Origin of the sequence: Rhizobacter sp. SG703 (genome assembly GCF_012275445.1) — a bacterium.
In the GTDB taxonomy this organism is placed as follows: domain Bacteria; phylum Pseudomonadota; class Gammaproteobacteria; order Burkholderiales; family Burkholderiaceae_C; genus Rhizobacter.
The window spans coordinates 155,494-173,486 of record NZ_JAAZQK010000006.1 but is presented as its reverse complement, the minus strand read 5'-3'; the positions used below and the strand labels follow the sequence as shown (position 1 = coordinate 173,486).

Here is a 17,993-nt window from a genome sequence, read left to right as displayed (position 1 = left end):
CGCATGTCCACCCGTCGACAACTCAAGGCCCTGGCCGCCGCCCGCCGCGGCGTGATCGTTCCCGGCGCGTTCAACGCGCTGTCGGCCCGGGTCATTGCCGACGCGGGTTTCGAGGCGATCTACGTCACCGGCGCCGGCGTCACCAACATGTGGTTCGGCATGCCGGACCAGGGCTTCATGGGCCTGGCCGAGATCGCCGACCACACCGCGCGCATCCGCGATGCGGTCGAGCTGCCGCTGATCGTCGACGCCGACACCGGCTTCGGCAACGCATTGAACGTCCATCACACGGTGCGCACGCTGGAACGCGCCGGTGCCGATTGCATCCAGCTCGAAGACCAGGTGGCGCCGAAGCGCTGCGGCCATTTCGCCGGCAAGGACGTGATCGCGCTCGATGAAGCGGTGGACAAGATCAAGGCCGCCGTCGACGCGCGGCGCGACCCGGACCTGTTGATCATGGCGCGCACCGATGCGGCGGCCACGCAGGGCTTCGACGCCGCGGTCGAGCGCGCGCAGCACTTTGCGGAAGCGGGCGCCGACATCCTGTTCGTCGAGGCGGTGACGACGGCCGACGAAGTGCGTGCGCTGCCTCGGCGGCTGGCCACGCCGCAGCTGATCAACCTGGTGATCGGCGGCAAGACGCCGATCGCCGGTGCCGAGGAACTGAAGGATCTGGGTTACGGCTTCGTGCTGTATGCCAACGCCGCGCTGCAAGGCGCGGTGGCCGGCATGCAGCGCGTGCTGGGCGCGCTGCAGCAGGCTGGGCGCCTCGATGAAGATCCGATGCTCGTGGTGCCGTTCGCGGAACGGCAGCGGCTGGTCGACAAGGCGCGGTGGGACGCATTGGAGGCGCGGTACGCGCGGCAGGCGGATGCGAAGAAGCCGGGCGGTGGCGCATGACGGTGGCGTGACCATGTCCCCGGCGACCGACGGGCTCGGTCATGACTCCGTCAATTTTTGTCCGCTGCCCGGGCCTCCCGTTCCGGCATCTGACGCGATTGGTCGGCGGCCGATCGAATTTGCGTGAAGCTGGTAACGGTTCCAGCCTTTCCGCAACGGGCACGCAACCTGCGCTGTATGGCAGGCGCGGTGGCAGGCGTGCCGCCGCCGGATCACGCACCCCCCGGAAAACCGAACGGACCTATGAGGATTGCCGCACTGTGGACCCTTCGCGCGGAGAGCCTTCGCGCGACGACTGCCTTTGCTTCGCGCGCCATCGACGTCGAACAGTTCAGCGAGCCGGAGACCTTGCTGGAGGCCTGGAAGGAGACCGATTTCGATGCGATCCTCGTGCAGGGGGACACCGCGCTGAGCCGCGACTGGCTCGACGTGCTGCGCACGCGCGGCGCATCGCGCGCGCCGATCGTCGCGGTCGGTGCCGGCGACACCTATTCGATCGCGCAGGCCCTGATGCGCGGTGCCGATGACTACGCCACCGAGGCCGAGGGCGCGACCGGCCTGGTGCAGCGCGTGCTGGCGCGCGTGCGTGCCGGTGCGTCGCCGGTGCAGGGACTGGTGCTGCGGATCGGCCTGTATTCGCTCGACACGGCGCAGGCCACGCTGGCGTCACCGAACCACCGCGTGCGCCTGACCGCGCGCGAATGCAGCCTCGCGCAGGTGCTGTTCGAGCACCCCGGCCGGCTCGCGACGGTGGAGATGCTGTCGGCCGCGCTGTTCGGCAACGCCGAGCTCGCCAACAAGCGGTCCATCGAGCAGCACCTGTACAAGCTGCGGCAGAAATGCGTGCTCGTCTCGAAGCAGCAAGGCACGCCGCTGCACATCGAGTCGGTCTATGCCTCGGGGTACCGGCTGCGGGCGTGATCCGCATCGGTGCGTGCCGCAGAATGCGGGGTTTCTCCCTTTCCAGAACAGGAACCCGCCCATGACCGAGGCCCATTCCGCCGATCTTCCTGCCGACCTTCCCGCCGGACCCCCTGCGTTGCCCGACCGCCTGTCGGTCGATCCGCGCAGCCCGTTCCATGTCGCCGCGATCTTCGAGCGCGAGATCGGCATCCGCTTCAACGGCAAGGAGCGGGGCGACGTCGAGGAGTACTGCATCAGCGAAGGCTGGATCCGCGTGCCCGCCGGCCGCTCGGTCGACCGCAAGGGCCAGCCGCTGCTGATCAAGCTGAAGGGCCAGGTCGAGGCGTTCTACCGCGCCTGATCAGCTCGACGGATCCTTGGTGCGGGTGCGCGACACCGCCATCATGATGCCGATGCCCAGCACGATCAGGCAGGTGATGCCGACATACACCGGCGCGAGCCCGGCGGTCACCAGGCCCCAGGCAACGCCGCCGACGAGCAGCACGAGGCCGACAAGGTAGAGCGCGAACGACATGGTGTTGCTCCTTGCGGGCAACCGCTGCCCGGATCGAGCCACTCTAGCCACCGGCGGCCGCGCCGCCGATCGGAAGACCCCGCCGCTGCGCGTAGTCCCGGTCCTACCGGCGGCGATCAGGCCGGCCGTTTCGGAATGCCCAGGCCGCGCTGCACCGCCGGCCGCGCCTTGAACGCCGCCAGCACCCGCGCGACGTCCGGGAAGTCGGCCATGCCGACCAGTTCGCCCGCCTCGTAGAAGCCGAACAGGTTGTTGATCCACGGAAAGATCGCGATGTCCGCGATGGAGTACGCATCGCCAAGGATCCAGTCGCGGCCCTTCAGCCGGTCGTCGACGACCTTCAGCAGCCGTTTCGATTCGGCCACGTAGCGGTCGCGCGGGCGCTTGTCCTCGTACTCGCGGCCGGCGAACTTGTGGAAGAAGCCGAGCTGGCCGAACATCGGCCCGATGCCACCCATCTGGAACATCACCCACTGCAGCGCCTCGAAGCGGCCGGCGGTGTCGGCCGGCATCAGTTGTCCGGTCTTGCTGGCCAGGTAGACGAGGATCGCGCCCGATTCGAACAGCGCGAGCGGCCGGCCGTCCGGGCCGTTGGGGTCGAGGATCGCCGGGATCTTGTTGTTCGGGTTCAGCGACAGGAACTCGGGCGACAGCTGGTCGTTGGTGTCGAAGCGCACCAGGTGCGGCTCGTACGGCAGCCCGGTCTCCTCCAGCATGATCGACACCTTCACGCCGTTGGGCGTCGGCAGCGAATAGAGCTGCAGCCGCTCGGGGTGCTGCGCGGGCCATTTGGTGGTGATCGGGAAGGCGGACAGGTCGGACATGGCGCGGGGGGCGAAGTGGGGCAGCCGGCGATTCTGCCCCGGCCCGACTTTCCGTGTGCCGGTGGGTGAACTATCTTGGTCACAGCGCTGTCACCCGCCCCGCCGAACATCGGCGGCTCATCTGTCACGACAAAACCCAGACACGCCATGCCCCACACCGCAGTTCGACCCACCCGTGCCCGCCTCCTCGCGCTGACGCTGCTCGCCGGCGCTGCGCTGTCCGCCTGCGGCGGCAGCGACGACGACCCGGCGCCGGCACCGGCCGCCAAGCCGTTCGCGACGCTGGACGGCAAGGCGCCGCTGGTGATCGGCCACCGCGGCCTGTCGGGGTTGCACCCGGAAGAGACGCAGGCGGCGTACGAAGCCGCGGCCGACGTGGGTGCCGATTCGCTCGAGGAAGACCTGCACCTCAGCAAGGACTGCGTTCTGGTCGCGCGCCACAACCCGTGGCTGAGCGACAACACCAACGTGGCCGCGGTCGCCGCCGCCGTGCCCGAGGTCATGGCCCGCAAGCGCACGGTGCCGGGTCGCCTGGTCAACGTGACCTACACGGTGGCCAACGCCAGCGAGCCGAAGCAGTACCTGAGCGACCTGACCGACCCGGCCGATCCGAAGTCGGTGCTGAAGTCGCTGGTCGTCGACGGCGAGGACCACACCAACGACTGGTCGATCACCGACTTCACGGTGGCCGAGCTGAAGCAGTGGATCAAGGGAACGACCTACGACGCGCGCGCCGACCGCCCGACCGCCGAGAACGGCACCCAGCCGGTGCTGACGATGCAGGAGGTGCTGGCCATCGCGAAGGCGAAGAGCACGTCGACCGGCCGCGCGCTGACGGTGTACCCGGAGGTCAAGAACCCGTACTGGAACAACCAGCAGGCGATCGCCAACGGCTGCGACACCGCGAAGACCGGCCACCCGTTCGAGGACGCGGTGCTGAAGTTCGTCGTCGACAACAACCTCAACACGCAAGCCGCGCCGGTCTTCGTGCAGAGTTTCGACCCGGCCAGCCTGAAGTACCTGCGCAGCATCGGGCTGAAGTCGCGCGTGATCCAGCTGATCGACGGCAACGACACGCACCTGGACACCGGCGTCGTCACCTACTCGACGGCCGACGTCTACACCTTCGTCGACGGCCGCCCGTACAGCTGGACGATCAGCGGCGACGGCCGTTATTTCGATGCGATGCTGACGCCCGCCGGGCTGGCCGAGATCAAGACCTACGCCGACGGCATCGGCCCGTGGAAACCGCAGGTGATGGCCTGGAAGCAGGTGCCCTACGCCGGCGGCACGAAGATGGCCGACATCAACAGCGTGACGCCGACCGCGCTGATCGCCGATGCGCACAAGGCCGGGCTGTTCGTGCACAGCTACACCTTCCGCAACGAGAAGCAGTACCTGCCGGGCCTCTACAACGGCGACCCGGTCGCGGAGTACCTGCCGTACTTCCGTGCCGGCATCGACGGCGTGTTCACCGATTTCGCCGGCACCGGCGTCACGGCGCGCGCGGCGTACCTGAAGGAACTGGGGCGCTGATCAGCCCCCTTTGTCGCGCGGCGGTCGCGGCTGCAAGGCCTTCAACCGCTTGCGCAGCAGTGCCTCGGGAACGCATTGCATGCCGAGGGCCTTCATGCAGCGTTCCAGCCAGCGCTCGCGCGTGAGCGCGGCCTCCAGCGCTTTCGACAGCGCTGACTGCACGCTGTCGCCATAGGCCGTCGCCGCCTTCGCGGCGGCACGGTCCAGCAGCGCGCGCGGCGCAACCATCATCGCGAGGTCGATCACGTCGCGGCTGTTCGTGCTGTCGTCGGCCCAGCGGTCTGTGTTGGCGAGGAGCTTGCCGGTGGCCATGTCCAGCGGCGTGAGCGTCGAGATGCCGGCAATGCGGTCCGCCGGGCCAGGCAGCTCGAAGGCGATGCGGGCTTCGAGCACGATCTCGAACTTGATGGCGACGCCGTCGACGCGCAGTTGCGTGCGCAGCCCGTACTGGTCGGCGCGCAGGTCGCGCACCGGGTCGAGCCGGCTGCCCGGTGCCGCCAGCGCGGCAATGCCGTCGGGGCCGCCGGTCAGCTGGCGCAACGCGCGGTACCCGGCCATGCCCGAGACGAGGAAGTCGACATCGATCGATTCGCGGTACTCGCCATAGCGCAGCGCCATCGCGGTGCCGCCGCCGAAGTAGCAGCCGTTGTCGCGCAGCAGCGGCGCGTTCAGCGAGCGCAGCAGTTGCTCGATGCGGCGATGGTGCTCGCGCTCAAACAAGCAGCCGCCCTCCGCCCAGCGCCTGCGTCAGGCGTTCGATCAGCGCCCGCTCGTCCGGGCCGAGTGCGCTCTGGTCGACATGGCGCCAGTTGCGCTCGTACAGGGCGAGTGCCTCCTGCGGGCTGAGCCGCTCGACGTCGTGCAGCTGCCACGCAAGCGCGGCCAGTTGCGGGAAGTCGGACAGGCGGATCGTTTCGGGCAGGACGATGGGCGGCCTGTCGATGCTGCGCGGATCGATCAGGTCGAGCCGAAGCCCCAAGGCCGTCACCGCGTTCATCCAGGCACCGATCGACACCGAGGCCTCGCCTTGCTCGATGCGATGCAGCGTGACGCGCGACATCCCCGCGGCCTCGGCGGTGGTCGTGGCGTTGATGCCCAACTGCTTGCGCTGCGCGCGGATGCGCTGGCCCAGATCGGCCAGCGCGGCCGCACTGGCTTCGCGAAGGGGTGGGGATGTTGCCGGCATGGTGTTTCTCATTATGGTCAATATCCGATAAATGTCCAGCATGAGAAACACTTTTCAAGGACATCCAGCGTCACGCTCACGTCACCATCCGACATCACCATCGACGGCTTCGCAACCGACGAGCTGTTCTCCATGACGCGTTCCCTGCGCCACACCCTGATTCCTTCCGCGTTCGCGACCCTCGCCGTCCTCGCTGCCGTCACGGCCTGCGGCGGCGGCGACAGCGGCAGCCCCGCACCGGCACCGGCCCCGCCAGCGGCGTTCTCGCCGTCGGTCGCGCTGATGACCGACGTGCACTTCGAGGATGTGTACGGCGACTTCAAGAGCAGCAGCTTCAGCGGCATCCCGACCACCAGCGGCAAGAACGCGACGATCCGCACGATGTACGCGCAGCTCACGTCGACGCGCCTGTTCAACGAGAACTACTTCGCCTTCCGCGCCGCGCTCGACGATGCCTTCGCGAAGGGCATCAAGTACGTCGCGCTGCCGGGCGACTACACCGACGACGCGCAGCCGGTCAACGTCGACGGCATCGCCGCGATCCTGCAGGAGTACCGCGCGAAGGGCATGCGCTTCTTCATCGCACCGGGCAACCACGATCCGAACGAGCCGTTCGACGACGACGAGGCCGGCAAGAACGACTTCCTGACGAAGGACGGCAAGGAGCAGAAGGTGTTCGCCACCGGCAACGCCGCCTGCAAGGCCGCTGACCCGACCGTGGTCTGCACCGACCAGCTGAAGGAACTCGGCTACGAGAACATCATCGCCCGCCTCGGCGACTTCGGCTTCATGCCGACCTCGACCGACCTGCTGTGGGAGACGCCGTTCAGCCAGTACGCGAACGGCTACAACTACACCGACGCGAAGACGCAGTCGGCCCTCGCGAACCGCCAGTTCGAGATCTGCGCCGAAGGCGAGGGCGGCGCCTACAAGGTCGCCGGCACCACCTACACCAGGTGCGGCAACCTGGTCGATGCGAGCTACCTGGTCGAGCCGACCAAGGGCCTGTGGCTGCTGTCGATCGATGCCAACGTCTACATCCCGAATGCCAAGTTCGACCCGGCCAACCCGAAGAGCTTCAAGGGCTACGACGGCGCCGGCAATGCGGGCTGGAACAAGGTGCTGACGCACAAGAAGCACCTGCTCGAGTGGATCACCAAGGTGAGCGCGCGCGCGAAGGCCGAGGGCAAGCAGCTGATCGCGTTCTCGCACTACCCGACGATGGACTTCTACGCGAACCAGACCGACGCGATGAAGGCGGTGTTCAAGTCGGGCGCGTTCCAGACGGCGCGCGTGCCGGAATCGGCGACCACCCAGGCGCTGGTCGCCACCGGGCTGCAGCTGCACGTCGGCGGCCACATGCACTTCAACGGCAGCAACGAGTACACCGATGCCAACGGCCGCTACCTGGCCAACGTGCAGTCGCCGTCGCTCGCGGTGTACGGCGCGGCCTACAAGATCGTCACGTACAAGAGCGCCGACGTCGCCGACGTGCAGACCGTCGCGCTGAACGACGTGCCGCGTTTCAAGGAGCTGTTCCCGCAGTACCAGGTGGAGTTCGACTACCTGCAGGCCAGCACCGCGGCGACCGACATCGCCAAGCGCTGGAACCATGGCGTGCTCGACACGAAGAGCTACGGCGAATTCACCCGCTACTACTTCGGCGAGCTGTCGCGCCTGCGCTTCATGGACGAGTACTGGCCGTGCGAGATGAAGGAAGCCGCGACGGGCCTGACGCTGCAGCAGATGCTGGTGCTGTCGCAGCTGGACACTGCGGTCACGCTGGCCCAGCTGAAGGACGCGCCGGGCATCGTGCCGCTGAGCGCCGCCTGCGCCGCGGCCGGCACGCCGCCGGCCAGCCCGGTGGCCGCACCGGCCACGCAACTGGCCGCCGACTGGGCCGCCGCGACCGCCAGGGCCCGCACGCTGGCCACCGCCGCCGGGCTCGACTTCGATGCACTGGCCAAGGTGACGCCGTACGAGTTCTACGGCGACTTCCATCGCACGGTGTATGCCGGCGAGCTGGCGCTGCGCGACATGGGCGAGCTGCGGGTCAGGCAGTACAAGCTGCTGATGTCCGCGTTTCCCGCGGCGCCGGCGGCGATCGTCAAGGTGGCCGACAAGCCGTCGGACCAGAACGCGGTGCAGGTGCTGTTCCAGAACCAGTTCAAGCAGGTCTTCGCGATCTTCAAGGGCCTGGGCTCCGGCAAGCCGAGCGGTCATTTCACGATCGACTTCAAGAACAGGAAGCTGGTGAATGCGGACGCGACGGCCGTGACCTTCAACTGACGGCGTCGTTTGGTGGCAAGCTCCGGGTCTTTCCCGAGACTCTGGAGATTGCCATGCCCAAGGGCTACTGGATCGTGCGTGCCGACATCACCGATCCCGAGGTCTACAAGACCTACCAGGCGGCCAATGCCGCGCCGTTCAAGCGTTTCGGTGCGCGCTTCCTGGTGCGCGCCGGCGGCTTCGAGGTGGTGGAGGGCAGCAGCCGCGCCCGGCACGTCGTGCTGGAATTCCCGACCTACGAAGCGGCGCTCGCCTGCTGGAAGTCGGAGGACTACCAGGCCGCGATCCGGCTGCGCGAGAAGGTGTCGACGCTCGACATCGTGGTCATCGAAGGTTACGACGGCCCGCAGCCCTGAGCTTGCAGCGGCCGCCGAACCGCGACTTTGCACACGGCACGCGGCATCGGCCGCGGGTCCGGCCATCTCAAGCCGCCTGCCGGCGGGGCCGATAAAACCGTGTGCCCTCCTTCGCCCGCCTCCACAACGCCCCCTGGCAACGCCGCGTCGCTGCCGGGTGCCTGCTGCTGCTGCTGGGTGGCGCGCTGATGCTGGCCCGCCCGGCGCAGGCTGGCGAGATCGGCAACGCCGTCTTCGCGATCGAGGCTCGCCACGGCAATGAACCCGCGTCGGTCATCACCGAATTGCGCCCGATCGAGGCGCAGGCGCGGGCGAGCGGTGGTGACGACCTGCGCATCTTCCTGGCCGCCTGGGGCTATGCCCACGCCGCCATCGACAAGCCGGCCGTGGCCGAGGCCGCGATCGAGGAACTCACCGACATCGGCCGCCGCACCGAAGACGCCGCGGCCCTCGCGTCGGCCTACACGCTGAAGGCCTGTGTGCTGCAGTTCTCCGGCCAGGTGCGCGCCGCCTTCGGCTGGATCGAGAGCGCGGTGCCGCTGGCCGAGAAGGTCCGCAGCCCCGACCTCAGCTACTGGATCGACATGACCGCCGGCGACCTGGCCACCTCGAACGGCCAGATCGACGAAGGCATCCGCCTGCTCGAAGCCGCGGTGCAGGCCGCACGCACCGGCCGCAACCAGCGTCGCGAAGCCCAGGCCTTCCAGGCGTTGGCGCCGCTGCGCATCGTGAAGGGCGACCTCACCGCGGCGCTGCAGGAGTCGAGCCGCGTGCGCGAGCTCGCCAGCCGGGCCGGCGACGTCGGACTGATCACCTCCGGCTGGATCATGGAGGCGCTCGCCGCCGAAGCGGCCCATCTTCCCGACCGCGCCGAGCGTGCGCGCCAGCAAGCGGCGCTCACCGGCAGCGCGGTGCGTCCGGCGTCCAGCGTCAACTCGCAGATGGGCGGTGCCAGCTGGCTGAGCACCGAGATGGACACGCTGCTGACGATGTCGACGCTGTACCTCGGTCACCGCGATTTCGCGGCGGCCCGCGAATTCGCCCTGCGGGCGCAGCGCCTGGCCGACGTCCGCCAGGACACCGGCACCGCCGCGCGCGCCCTCGTCAACCAGGGCCTGGCCGAACTCGGTGCCGGCCACCTGCTGACCGGCCGGCAACTCGCCGACCAGGGCCTGGCGCTGCTCGGCAAGGCCGGACGCAATGCCGAATACCTGATCCAGCTGAACCGCTATGCCGCGGCGCTGGAACGGGCCGGGCAGGCCGCGCAGGCGCTCGACCGGCTGCGCGAAGCGCTGCTGCTCGAGACCGACCTCGACCGCCGCGACCGTCACAGCACCGTCGTCGCGCTGCAGCGCGAGTCGAGCTTCCAGCAGCGCCAGCGCCAGCTGGAGCAGCTGCAACACGACAACGAACTGCAGGCGGTCGAGATCTCGCGGCGCAAGAACGAGCGCGCGCTCGGCTTCTTGCTGGTGGTGGCGATGGCGATCGGCGTCGTCGCGGCCTGGCGGCTCTACCTGCGCTCGCTCGACGCGAACCGCCGGCTCGCCCTCAACAACGAGGCGCTGGAATTCGCGAGCACGCACGACAAGGTCACCGGCCTGCTGAACCGGCGCGCGATGGAGGCCGACATCGCGTCGATGGCCGGCCAGCCGTACTGCGCGGTGACGCTGTCGGTCAAGCAGTTCGGCCTGATCGTCGGCAGCGTCGGCCACCAGCTCGGCGACACGCTGCTGTGCCAGATCGCGACCCGGCTGGACGATGCGGCGACGCGCCACGCCGGCCGCCTGTACCGCATCGACGGCGTGACCTTCGCGGCGATCTACCGCTTCGGCGCCGACGTGCCGCGGCTGCACCGCTCGCTGGAAGCGCTGACCGAGGCGATGGACATGCCGTTCGAGATCGGCCACCAGGACCTGATGGTGTCGATCGGTGTCGGTGCGTCCGAATACCCGAAGGACGCGAGCAACCACGACGAGGTGGCGCGGCTGGCCGAGCTGGCCAAGCTGCAGGCTCAGGCCGAGCCGGGCAACAGCCACGTGGTCTACAACGCATGCATCGGCGAAGGCCAGCGCGACAAGCTGCGCATGGAGTCGCGCATGAAGAAGGCGCTGGAGTCGGGCGACTTCGAGGTGTTCTACCAGGGGCAGCGCGCGCGCGGCGGCGGCATCAAGGGCTTCGAGGCGCTGCTGCGCTGGCACGACGACGGCAAGATGGTGTCGCCGGCGCAATTCATTCCGCTGGCCGAGGAGACCGGGCTGATCGTGCGCATCGGCGCCTGGGTGCTGCGCCAGTCGTGCCTGCAGGCGCGGGCCTGGGCCGATGCGGGGCTGGGCTCGCCGGTGGTGGCGGTCAACATCTCGCCGCGCCAGTTCAACCACCCGGAGTTCATGACCACGGTGCGCGAGACGCTGGCCGAGACCGGGGTCGACCCGGCGCAGATCGAGCTCGAGATCACCGAGGGCAGCGTGATGGACGATGCCGAGGCCAGCGTCGCGCGGCTGCATGCCTTGCGTGCGCTCGGGCTGCAGCTGGCGATCGACGACTTCGGCACCGGCTACGCCAGCCTGTCGTACCTGCGCCGCTTCCCGCTGAACCGGCTGAAGATCGACCGCTCGTTCATCAGCCAGCTCGGCGCGAGCGAGCAGGACGACACCATCGTGCGCACGGTGATCGAGCTGGCGCACAGCCTCGGCCTGTCGGTCACTGCCGAAGGCGTCGAGACGCCGGCCCAGCAGGGCCTGCTCGACGGCTGGGGCTGCGACATCGTGCAGGGCTTCCTGCATTCGCGACCCGCGCCGGCCGCCACCGCGACCACGCTGCTGGTCGGCGACCGGCAGCCGACACTCGTCGCGGCCTGAAGGCCTTCATCGTGTTGGTCGGCGCACCCTGAAACCGGGGGGATGCAACGCTTCTCCGCGGCCGCGCCGGCACGCACAATCGGCGGACGATGAATCGATTCTTTCTGGCGACGGCGGCACTGTTTTTCATCGGCGGCGCGAGCGCGCAGCCGGTGTCCGCCGAGCTGCGCCCCGAGCAGATTGCCCAGTACCGCCAGAAGCTCGAGGCCGGCTGCGTGGTCGACGCGAAGGCCGGCGGGCTGACGCCGTCGAATGCGCAGGCGATGTGCGGCTGCTGGAGCAAGAGCCTGGGCCAGAGCGTCAGCGACGCGGAGTGGCAGGCCGCCGCGTCGCATGCGCTGAAGCGCGACGACGCAGCGGAGACGCAGGTGCTGGCGCCGCATGTGCGGCAGGCGGCGCGGCTGTGTGCGGCGGTGGGACGCTGAACCGCCGGATCGTTTCGATCAGCCGCTGAGCTGGCGATAGAAGAAGGTCGTCGCGCACAGCCCGCCATCGGGCAGCAGCGCGTAGTCGGGCACCGTGCCGACGCGTTGCCAGCCTTCGCGCTCGTACAAGCGCTCGGCATCCGGGTTCGCGGTGTCGAGCACCAGCAGCGTCTTGCCATTCTCGCGCGCCAGCGTTTCGGCCGCGCGCATCAGCGCGGCGCCGGTGCCCTGGCGGCGCGAGCGGCGGTGCACCAGCATCTTGCAGAGGTCGGCGCGGTGCGGCTGGTTGTCCGGCTGGTCGAGCACCAGCTGCACGGTGCCGACGATGCCCAGCGCGTCTTGCGCGACCAGCAGTGCGCGCTCGCCGCGGGCGACGCCGTCGGCCACGCGGCGCCAGAAGGCCCGAGCGCGCGCCGGATCGAACGGTTGCATGAAGCCGACCGAGGCGCCGCCGTCGACGCAGTCGATCAGCACCGCGCTCAGCGCATCGATGTCGGCCGGCGTCAGCGTGGCGAGGCGGCGCACGGTCAGGTCAGGGGAGGGCATGTCATCTCCAGGGGGCGGTGTCGGTGGTGATCACGACGGCGTAGCGGGCCGGCTTGCGTGTCGGGTTGTGGTAGCTCATCGGGCGGTCGAGCACCATCGCCAGGCAGTCGCCGGCGTTCAGCCGGTGCCGCTCGTCGCCGAGCGCGATGGCGATGCTGCCTTCGAGCACCCAGACCTGCTGGTGCACGCGCGGCGTGCGGGCGGCGGTCTCGTAGCTGACGCGCGCGCCGGCCGGGAAGGCGACCTCGACGATCTGGATCGGCGACGCGAAGCCCGGTGGCGAGACGTTGCGCCGCACATAGCCCGAGGCCGGGTCGCGCCACAGCAGTTGATCGGCCAGCCGCGACACCGGCGCGGGTGCAGCGCCCGGCGCCTCGAACAACGACGCAAGCGGCACGCCGAGCCCGGTGGCCAGTTTCTCCAGCACGACGGCAGTCGGGCTGCTCTCGCCGCGCTCGATCAGCGAGATCATCGAGCGGCTGACGTTGCACTGCGTCGCCAGTTCGTCGAGCGACAGCCCACGCGCGGCGCGCAGCTCGCGCAGGTTCCGTGCGATGCGGTCGGACAGCGAAGGGGCGTGCTCATCAATCATTGGAATAATCATCCAATATGTTGGATGAAAGTGTCAAGCTGCGTTGAGCGATCAGGTGCCTTGATGGCGACCTGGCGCTGGCCTCGATCGGTTCGGCGCTGTGGGCCCAGCGGCGCGGCGAGGACAACCTCTACCTCAGCGCCGGCTTCATGTGCGGGTCGTGCGCATTGGTGCATGCCGACCTCGCGTGGGGCACGGCCGGGATGCTCGCGGGTGCGGCAGCGATGCTGCTGCTGCGCTCGCGCCGCGTGTTCACGCGGGTCTCTCTCGCCCGATCATCCAGGCCGCGCTCAGGCCGCTGAGCAGCGCGAGCGCCGCGCACACCGCCATCACCAGGCGGAAGCCGGCGACGAAGGCGCTGCCGATCGCATGCTGCAGCGCCGGCTTGAGCGCCGCGTCCAGCCCGTCGGGCAGCGCGATGCCGGCGAGCCGGTCCTGCTGCTGCCGGATCGCGTCGGCCACACCGGGCGGCAGCGACAAGGCCTGCAGCGATTCGGCGAGCTGGTGGTTGAAGCCCTGCGCCATCAGGACGCCGAAGCCGGCGATGGCCAGCAGGCCGGCCGCGCGCGACACCGCATTGTTGACGCCCGAGGCGACGCCGGCCGCTTCCGCCCCGACCGCGTTCATCACCGTGGTCGTCAGCGGCGCGACCGTGATGGCCATGCCGAGGCCGAGCACGACGGTGGCCGGGAAGAAGCCCGCCCAGTAGCCGCTGCCGACCCCCGGCAGCATGAACAGCGCGAAGCCGACCGCGGCCACCAGCGGACCGACGATCAACGGCAGCCGCGGCCCGGTGCGGTCGACCAGGTGCCCCGCGGCGCGCGACAGCGCGAACATGATCGCGATGAACGGCAGCATCGCGGCGCCCGCCGCCGCCGCACCGTAGCCCTGCACCTGGATCAAGTTGAGCGGCAGGAAATAAAGCCCGCCGCCGAGCGCGGCGTACAGCAGCAGCGTCAGCAGGTTGGCACCGGCGAAATCGCCGATGCGGAACAGGCGCAGCGGCACCATCGGCGCGGCGCTGCGGGCCTCGACGCGGATGAAGGCCGCCAGGCCGGCGACGCCGATTGCGAGCGCCGCCAGCACGTCGGCCGAACGCCAGCCGTGCAGCGGTGCCTGCACCAGCGCGAACACGACACCGGCCAGCCCGAGCGTCGCGAGCGAGGCGCCGGGCAGGTCGATCGCCGAGGTGTCGGCGGTGTTGCGGCTTTCGGGCACGCGGGTGGCGCAGATCAGCAGCAGCGCGGCGCCGAGCGGCAGGTTCACCAGGAAAGCCCAGGTCCAGCGGTAGTGCTCGACCAGCCAGCCGCCGAGCACCGGGCCGATCGCGGCCGCGACGCCGCTCAGCGCCGACCAGGTGCCGATCGCGCGGCCGCGGTCGGCCTGCGTGAAGTTGGCGCCGATCAGCGACAGGCTGCCCGGCACCAGCAAGGCTGCGCCGATGCCCTGCACCGCGCGCGCCGCGATCAGCAGGTCGGCCGACGGCGACAGCGCGCAGGCGGCCGACGCGCCGGTGAACAGCGCGACGCCGGCCATGAAGATGCGCCGCCGCCCGAGCCGGTCGCCGAGCGCGCCGCCGGCCAGCAGCAGCGACGCGAGGAACAGCGCATAGGCCTCGACGATCCACTGCAGCTGCGCGGCGCTGGCGCCGAGTTCGCGCTGGATGGCCGGCAGCGCGACGTTGACGATGCTGCCGTCGATGAAGGCCATGCCCGAGCCGAGGATCGCCGCCGCGAGCGTCCAGCGCTGCCCGCGGGCCTGAGCGCCGGCGCAGGGGGTGCCATGCAGGATGGCGACCTTGTCGCAGGGGGTTTGGCCGGCGGGGTTCATGAGGTGGGCCCCCTTTGCACGACCTTGAGACCCAGGTGTGTCTCGAATGCATCGAAGTCGCGATCGGCGTGCAGCAGGTGCAGGCCGTCCTCGATGCAGCGGGTGGCAATCAGCGTATCGACGGTCTTTCGAACCGTCAGCCCGAGAGACCGCAGCTTGCGAAAGTTCTGTGCGGCCTGGACCGCGATGTCACGGCCGCAGATCTCGATCACGGTGAAGGCCGACAGGACTTTCTTGGCTGCCTTGTAGTCGGTATCGGCGCGAAAGCCTTGCAGGACTTCGGTCAGGATCAGATCGCCGACAACAAGTCTTTCGGCATCCAGCAGCGCGTCGAGCGCGTGCGCGGCCGGCGTGGGCGCGCCACGAAAGTAGTCGATCCAGACGCTGGAGTCGACGAGGATCACTTGTCGGTCCTCATCGCATCGAGGTCACCTTCCCAGTGGAGCTTTCCCCTGAACTGCCGTGCCTGCGCCTGACGATTCAGCTGCAAGAGTGTTTGCAGCGCAAGCTCGACGACCTCGCGCTTCGTTTTCGCACCGCTGACTCGCAGCGCGTCCCGCATGAGCTTGTCGTCGATCACGATGTTCGTCCGCATGATGTGTACCTCGAAATCGATGCGTACACATTCTATGCCTCTGCGCGCGGAGGCCCACGTGGCAGCCGTCCGGTCAGGGCTTCGCCGTGGGCAACGACAATCCCCCGCATGACGCCGATCCGCTGCCTGCTTGCCCTCACGTCCCTGATCGTCGCGACCTGCAGCGTCGCGCAGCAGGCCCGCCCCGCTCCCGCCGCGAACCTGGTGCTGGTGCTGCGGGCGCCGGACCACGCCTTTCCGCTGACGGCGGTGCGCGCCGGCATGTTCGCACCGTTCGAATTGACCGCCGACTCGCTGCAGGCCGGCCAGCGCGTCCAGTTGCACCAGGGCGGCACGCGCTTCGGCGAGGCGCGCGTCGAGCGCCTGCAGATCGAGGTGCGGCAGGGCTGCTCAGAGGGCAGCCATGCGGTGCTCGCGCCGCCGCTCCCGGGTTCGAGCGATGCCACGGCGCTGGTGACGACCCGGCCGCTGAAGGACCTCGGCGCCGAGCCGGTCGCCGTTGCGTCGCGTGCCGACCAGGGCGCCGCACGCGAGCTTGCGCGCAGCATCCTGGCGCGTCACCAGGCACCGGCTTCGGCGCTGGCCGACACTCTCGCGGCCTTGAAGGTGTCGGTGATCCGCGTCGAGCGTGGCGGCAAGCCGGTGCTCGTCGCGTCGGCGCACGTCGAGAACCAGGACAACGTGCAGGCGCTGTTCTTCATCGCCGAACACAACGCTCAGGGCGCCTACGCCGCCACGCACGAGGAGTTCTTCCGCGGCGGCGCCGGCGAATCGGCGCTGATGGAGATGGACTTCATCGCCCACGCCGACCTCGACGACGACGGCGTCGCCGAAATCGTCTACGCCTACGCCGGCTACGAATGGTCGGGCTACGGCGTGCTGAAGCGGCGCGACGGCGGCTGGACCTCGGTGCACGCGCAAGCGGTCGACGGCTGTTGATCTCGGTGCGGGCCGTGTGTACTGTTCGGGCTCCAACAAACCCCAGGAGGATCCCATGTTCGGCTTGACATCCCTCGGCGTCATCCACACGGTCATCTCGCTCGTCGCGGTCGCGGCCGGCCTCGTGGCGTTCTTCCGCGACAAGCGCATCGTCGCCGCCCACACCACCGGGCGCGTCTACCTCTGGGCCACGGTGCTGACCTGCCTGACCGGCTTCGGCATCTTCCAGCACGGCGGCTTCGGCAAGCCGCACATGCTGGGCATCCTCACGCTGGTGGTGCTGGCGGTCGCCGCGCTGGCCGGCCGGCGCAAGCTGTTCGGCGGCGCGTCGCCCTATGTCGAGACCGTCGGCTACTCGCTGACCTTTTTCTTCCACATGATCCCCGGCGTCACCGAGACGACCACGCGGCTGCCGCTCGGCAAGCCGCTGCTGCCGAATGCGGACGCGCCCGAGCTGCAGGCCGCGGCCGGCGTGCTGTTCGTGCTGTTCCTGGTCGGCGCGGTCTGGCAGTGCCTGCAACTGCGCTCGCGCGGTCGCTCGGCACTCGCCGCGGCCTGACCGGCCCCCCGTCGTTCGATGGCAGGCAGCTCCCACCTCAACATCACCGTCAACGACGTGGCGCGCGTCGCGGGTGTTTCCGCGATGACGGTGTCGCGCGTGCTGAACCGGCCCGACAGCGTGCCGGCCACCACCGTCGAGAAGGTGCGGGCCGCGGTGGCGCAGACCGGCTACGTGCCGAACCGCGCGGCCGGCGCGCTGCGCTCCAGCCGCAGCCGGCTTGTCGCCGCCGTGGTGCCGACGCTGTCGGGGCCGATGTTCCTCGAGACGCTGGAGGCGCTGACCGTCGGCCTGGCCGAGCGCGGCTACCAGCTGATGGTGGGGCAGAGCGGCTACAGCGAAGCGCGCGAGGACGAGCTGCTGGCCGACATCATCAGCCGCCGCCCCGACGGCATCGTGCTGACCGGCGTGCTGCACACCGCGCAGGGCCGCCGGCGCCTGCTGGCGTCGGGCATCCCGGTCGTCGAGACCTGGGACCTCGCACCCGATCCGATCGACGTGCTGGTCGGTTTCTCGCACGAGGCGGTGGGGCGCGCGGTGGCCGCGTTCTTCGCGCAGCGCGGGCGGCAGCGGCTCGCGGTGATCGGCGGCGACGACCCGCGCGCGCGGCGTCGTGCCGAGGCGTTTGCCGCCGAGGCGCAGGCGCACGGGCTGGCCGCGCCGGCGCTGCAGTACGTGCCGGCGCCGACGCGGCTGGGCCATGGCCGCACCGCGCTGCGCGAGCTGCTGCGGGCGCTGCCGCAGGTCGATGCGGTGTTCTGCAGCTCCGACCTGGTCGCGCTCGGCGTGCTGACCGAGGCGCAGGCGCGCGGCATCGGCGTGCCGTCGCAACTCGCCGTGGTCGGCTTCGGCGACCTGAACTTCGCGGCCGATCTCGAGCCGGCGCTCAGCAGCGTGCGCGTCGACCCGCGGCAGATCGGCGACCTCGCGGCGCAGTGCATCGTCACGCGTGCCAACGGCGAGGCGCTGGCGTCCCGCGTGATCGACGTCGGCTTCTCGATCGTCGAGCGGGCCAGCAGTTGATGGCGTGACGGACCTTCGAACGGTCAAATGTCTGCAAGGCCGATGGAATCTTCGAGGCTGGCTGGTCACTCAGTTGCCATCGTCGATTTCAATGAAG

20 protein-coding genes are annotated in these 17,993 nt (G+C 69.6%); 11 read left to right on the top strand and 9 right to left on the bottom strand.

Going from position 1 to position 17,993, the window contains the following annotated elements:
• Positions 1 to 3 precede the first annotated feature (3 nt).
• From FHT26_RS14085 to FHT26_RS14075, 3 genes are all read left to right on the top strand, one after another.
• Positions 4 to 900: an isocitrate lyase/PEP mutase family protein gene (locus tag FHT26_RS14085; RefSeq protein ID WP_168560751.1), complete on the top strand. Its 897-nt coding sequence runs from the start codon at positions 4 to 6 to the stop codon at positions 898 to 900.
• A 243-nt stretch (positions 901 to 1,143) separates the two neighbouring features.
• A complete protein-coding gene (locus tag FHT26_RS14080) occupies positions 1,144 to 1,821 on the top strand; it encodes a response regulator transcription factor (RefSeq protein ID WP_168560750.1) in 678 nt (225 codons plus the stop codon).
• Between the two features lie 61 nt (positions 1,822 to 1,882).
• Positions 1,883 to 2,164, top strand: a complete 282-nt coding sequence (locus FHT26_RS14075; protein WP_168560749.1) for a DUF3297 family protein — start codon at positions 1,883 to 1,885, stop codon at positions 2,162 to 2,164.
• Here FHT26_RS14075 and FHT26_RS14070 read toward each other — a convergent pair whose 3' ends face one another.
• A complete protein-coding gene (locus FHT26_RS14070) occupies positions 2,165 to 2,338 on the bottom strand; it encodes a hypothetical protein (RefSeq protein WP_168560748.1) in 174 nt (57 codons plus the stop codon).
• Positions 2,339 to 2,454: 116 nt separating this feature from the next.
• A complete protein-coding gene (locus tag FHT26_RS14065) occupies positions 2,455 to 3,162 on the bottom strand; it encodes a glutathione S-transferase N-terminal domain-containing protein (protein WP_168560747.1) in 708 nt (235 codons plus the stop codon).
• A gap of 147 nt (positions 3,163 to 3,309) precedes the next feature.
• Between FHT26_RS14065 and FHT26_RS14060 the strand changes: the two genes are divergently transcribed.
• Positions 3,310 to 4,698, top strand: a complete 1,389-nt coding sequence (locus FHT26_RS14060) for a glycerophosphodiester phosphodiesterase family protein (protein WP_168560746.1) — start codon at positions 3,310 to 3,312, stop codon at positions 4,696 to 4,698.
• Here the strand turns inward: FHT26_RS14060 and FHT26_RS14055 are convergent, their stop codons facing one another.
• On the bottom strand, positions 4,699 to 5,418 hold the full coding sequence (locus tag FHT26_RS14055) for a nucleotidyl transferase AbiEii/AbiGii toxin family protein (RefSeq protein ID WP_168560745.1): 720 nt from the start codon (positions 5,416 to 5,418) through the stop codon (positions 4,699 to 4,701). It lies immediately after the preceding gene.
• A complete protein-coding gene (locus FHT26_RS14050; RefSeq protein ID WP_246867887.1) occupies positions 5,411 to 5,926 on the bottom strand; it encodes a helix-turn-helix domain-containing protein in 516 nt (171 codons plus the stop codon). The genes FHT26_RS14055 and FHT26_RS14050 overlap by 8 nt, the downstream gene beginning before the upstream one ends.
• Positions 5,927 to 6,016: 90 nt before the next feature.
• Here FHT26_RS14050 and FHT26_RS14045 point away from each other — a divergent pair, with 90 nt between their 5' ends.
• The 4 genes from FHT26_RS14045 to FHT26_RS14030 all read left to right on the top strand — a co-directional run bounded on the left by FHT26_RS14045 (position 6,017) and on the right by FHT26_RS14030 (position 11,812).
• Positions 6,017 to 8,173 (top strand): metallophosphoesterase family protein, encoded by a 2,157-nt coding sequence (locus FHT26_RS14045; protein ID WP_210427395.1) that lies wholly within the window; start codon positions 6,017 to 6,019, stop codon positions 8,171 to 8,173.
• 53 nt (positions 8,174 to 8,226) lie between these two features.
• Complete coding sequence (locus FHT26_RS14040; protein ID WP_056807401.1) at positions 8,227 to 8,529, top strand: DUF1330 domain-containing protein; 303 nt, start codon at positions 8,227 to 8,229, stop codon at positions 8,527 to 8,529.
• A gap of 101 nt (positions 8,530 to 8,630) precedes the next feature.
• Positions 8,631 to 11,387, top strand: coding sequence for an EAL domain-containing protein (locus tag FHT26_RS30500; RefSeq protein WP_168560744.1), 2,757 nt, complete (start codon positions 8,631 to 8,633; stop codon positions 11,385 to 11,387).
• Positions 11,388 to 11,476: 89 nt separating this feature from the next.
• Positions 11,477 to 11,812, top strand: coding sequence for a hypothetical protein (locus FHT26_RS14030; protein ID WP_168560743.1), 336 nt, complete (start codon positions 11,477 to 11,479; stop codon positions 11,810 to 11,812).
• 18 nt (positions 11,813 to 11,830) lie between these two features.
• On the opposite strand, the gene FHT26_RS14025 is transcribed toward FHT26_RS14030, so the two are convergent.
• The 5 genes from FHT26_RS14025 to FHT26_RS14005 all read right to left on the bottom strand — a co-directional run bounded on the left by FHT26_RS14025 (position 11,831) and on the right by FHT26_RS14005 (position 15,375).
• On the bottom strand, positions 11,831 to 12,358 hold the full coding sequence (locus tag FHT26_RS14025; protein ID WP_168560742.1) for a GNAT family N-acetyltransferase: 528 nt from the start codon (positions 12,356 to 12,358) through the stop codon (positions 11,831 to 11,833).
• A gap of 1 nt (position 12,359) precedes the next feature.
• On the bottom strand, positions 12,360 to 12,950 hold the full coding sequence (locus tag FHT26_RS14020) for a helix-turn-helix domain-containing protein (protein ID WP_210427394.1): 591 nt from the start codon (positions 12,948 to 12,950) through the stop codon (positions 12,360 to 12,362).
• Positions 12,951 to 13,202: 252 nt separating this feature from the next.
• Complete coding sequence (locus FHT26_RS14015; protein ID WP_168560741.1) at positions 13,203 to 14,780, bottom strand: DHA2 family efflux MFS transporter permease subunit; 1,578 nt, start codon at positions 14,778 to 14,780, stop codon at positions 13,203 to 13,205.
• Positions 14,777 to 15,184, bottom strand: a complete 408-nt coding sequence (gene vapC / locus FHT26_RS14010) for a type II toxin-antitoxin system VapC family toxin (RefSeq protein WP_168560740.1) — start codon at positions 15,182 to 15,184, stop codon at positions 14,777 to 14,779. The genes FHT26_RS14015 and vapC overlap by 4 nt, the downstream gene beginning before the upstream one ends.
• Positions 15,181 to 15,375 (bottom strand): type II toxin-antitoxin system VapB family antitoxin, encoded by a 195-nt coding sequence (locus FHT26_RS14005; RefSeq protein WP_168560739.1) that lies wholly within the window; start codon positions 15,373 to 15,375, stop codon positions 15,181 to 15,183. The genes vapC and FHT26_RS14005 overlap by 4 nt, the downstream gene beginning before the upstream one ends.
• Positions 15,376 to 15,483: 108 nt before the next feature.
• On the opposite strand from FHT26_RS14005, the gene FHT26_RS14000 reads away from it, so the two are divergent.
• From FHT26_RS14000 to FHT26_RS13990, 3 genes are read left to right on the top strand one after another with little or no spacing between them, the layout of a single operon-like run.
• Complete coding sequence (locus FHT26_RS14000) at positions 15,484 to 16,314, top strand: hypothetical protein (protein WP_168560738.1); 831 nt, start codon at positions 15,484 to 15,486, stop codon at positions 16,312 to 16,314.
• 55 nt (positions 16,315 to 16,369) lie between these two features.
• Positions 16,370 to 16,873, top strand: a complete 504-nt coding sequence (locus FHT26_RS13995) for a DUF2306 domain-containing protein (protein WP_168560737.1) — start codon at positions 16,370 to 16,372, stop codon at positions 16,871 to 16,873.
• Positions 16,874 to 16,891: 18 nt separating this feature from the next.
• Positions 16,892 to 17,896, top strand: a complete 1,005-nt coding sequence (locus FHT26_RS13990) for a LacI family DNA-binding transcriptional regulator (RefSeq protein ID WP_168560736.1) — start codon at positions 16,892 to 16,894, stop codon at positions 17,894 to 17,896.
• Positions 17,897 to 17,993: the final 97 nt, after the last annotated feature.

Coding starts and splice junctions, on each gene's coding strand:
- FHT26_RS14000 (WP_168560738.1), top strand. CDS start 15,484: ATGACGCCGATCCGCTGCCTGCTTGCCCTCACGTCCCTGATCGTCGCG.
- FHT26_RS14040 (WP_056807401.1), top strand. CDS start 8,227: ATGCCCAAGGGCTACTGGATCGTGCGTGCCGACATCACCGATCCCGAG.
- FHT26_RS14045 (WP_210427395.1), top strand. CDS start 6,017: ATGACGCGTTCCCTGCGCCACACCCTGATTCCTTCCGCGTTCGCGACC.
- FHT26_RS14085 (WP_168560751.1), top strand. CDS start 4: ATGTCCACCCGTCGACAACTCAAGGCCCTGGCCGCCGCCCGCCGCGGC.
- FHT26_RS13995 (WP_168560737.1), top strand. CDS start 16,370: ATGTTCGGCTTGACATCCCTCGGCGTCATCCACACGGTCATCTCGCTC.
- FHT26_RS14070 (WP_168560748.1), bottom strand. CDS start 2,338: ATGTCGTTCGCGCTCTACCTTGTCGGCCTCGTGCTGCTCGTCGGCGGC.
- FHT26_RS14080 (WP_168560750.1), top strand. CDS start 1,144: ATGAGGATTGCCGCACTGTGGACCCTTCGCGCGGAGAGCCTTCGCGCG.
- FHT26_RS14075 (WP_168560749.1), top strand. CDS start 1,883: ATGACCGAGGCCCATTCCGCCGATCTTCCTGCCGACCTTCCCGCCGGA.
- FHT26_RS14060 (WP_168560746.1), top strand. CDS start 3,310: ATGCCCCACACCGCAGTTCGACCCACCCGTGCCCGCCTCCTCGCGCTG.
- FHT26_RS13990 (WP_168560736.1), top strand. CDS start 16,892: ATGGCAGGCAGCTCCCACCTCAACATCACCGTCAACGACGTGGCGCGC.
- FHT26_RS14015 (WP_168560741.1), bottom strand. CDS start 14,780: ATGAACCCCGCCGGCCAAACCCCCTGCGACAAGGTCGCCATCCTGCAT.
- FHT26_RS14020 (WP_210427394.1), bottom strand. CDS start 12,950: ATGATTGATGAGCACGCCCCTTCGCTGTCCGACCGCATCGCACGGAAC.
- FHT26_RS14065 (WP_168560747.1), bottom strand. CDS start 3,162: ATGTCCGACCTGTCCGCCTTCCCGATCACCACCAAATGGCCCGCGCAG.
- FHT26_RS14025 (WP_168560742.1), bottom strand. CDS start 12,358: ATGCCCTCCCCTGACCTGACCGTGCGCCGCCTCGCCACGCTGACGCCG.
- FHT26_RS14030 (WP_168560743.1), top strand. CDS start 11,477: ATGAATCGATTCTTTCTGGCGACGGCGGCACTGTTTTTCATCGGCGGC.
- FHT26_RS14050 (WP_246867887.1), bottom strand. CDS start 5,926: ATGCTGGACATTTATCGGATATTGACCATAATGAGAAACACCATGCCG.
- FHT26_RS14005 (WP_168560739.1), bottom strand. CDS start 15,375: ATGCGGACGAACATCGTGATCGACGACAAGCTCATGCGGGACGCGCTG.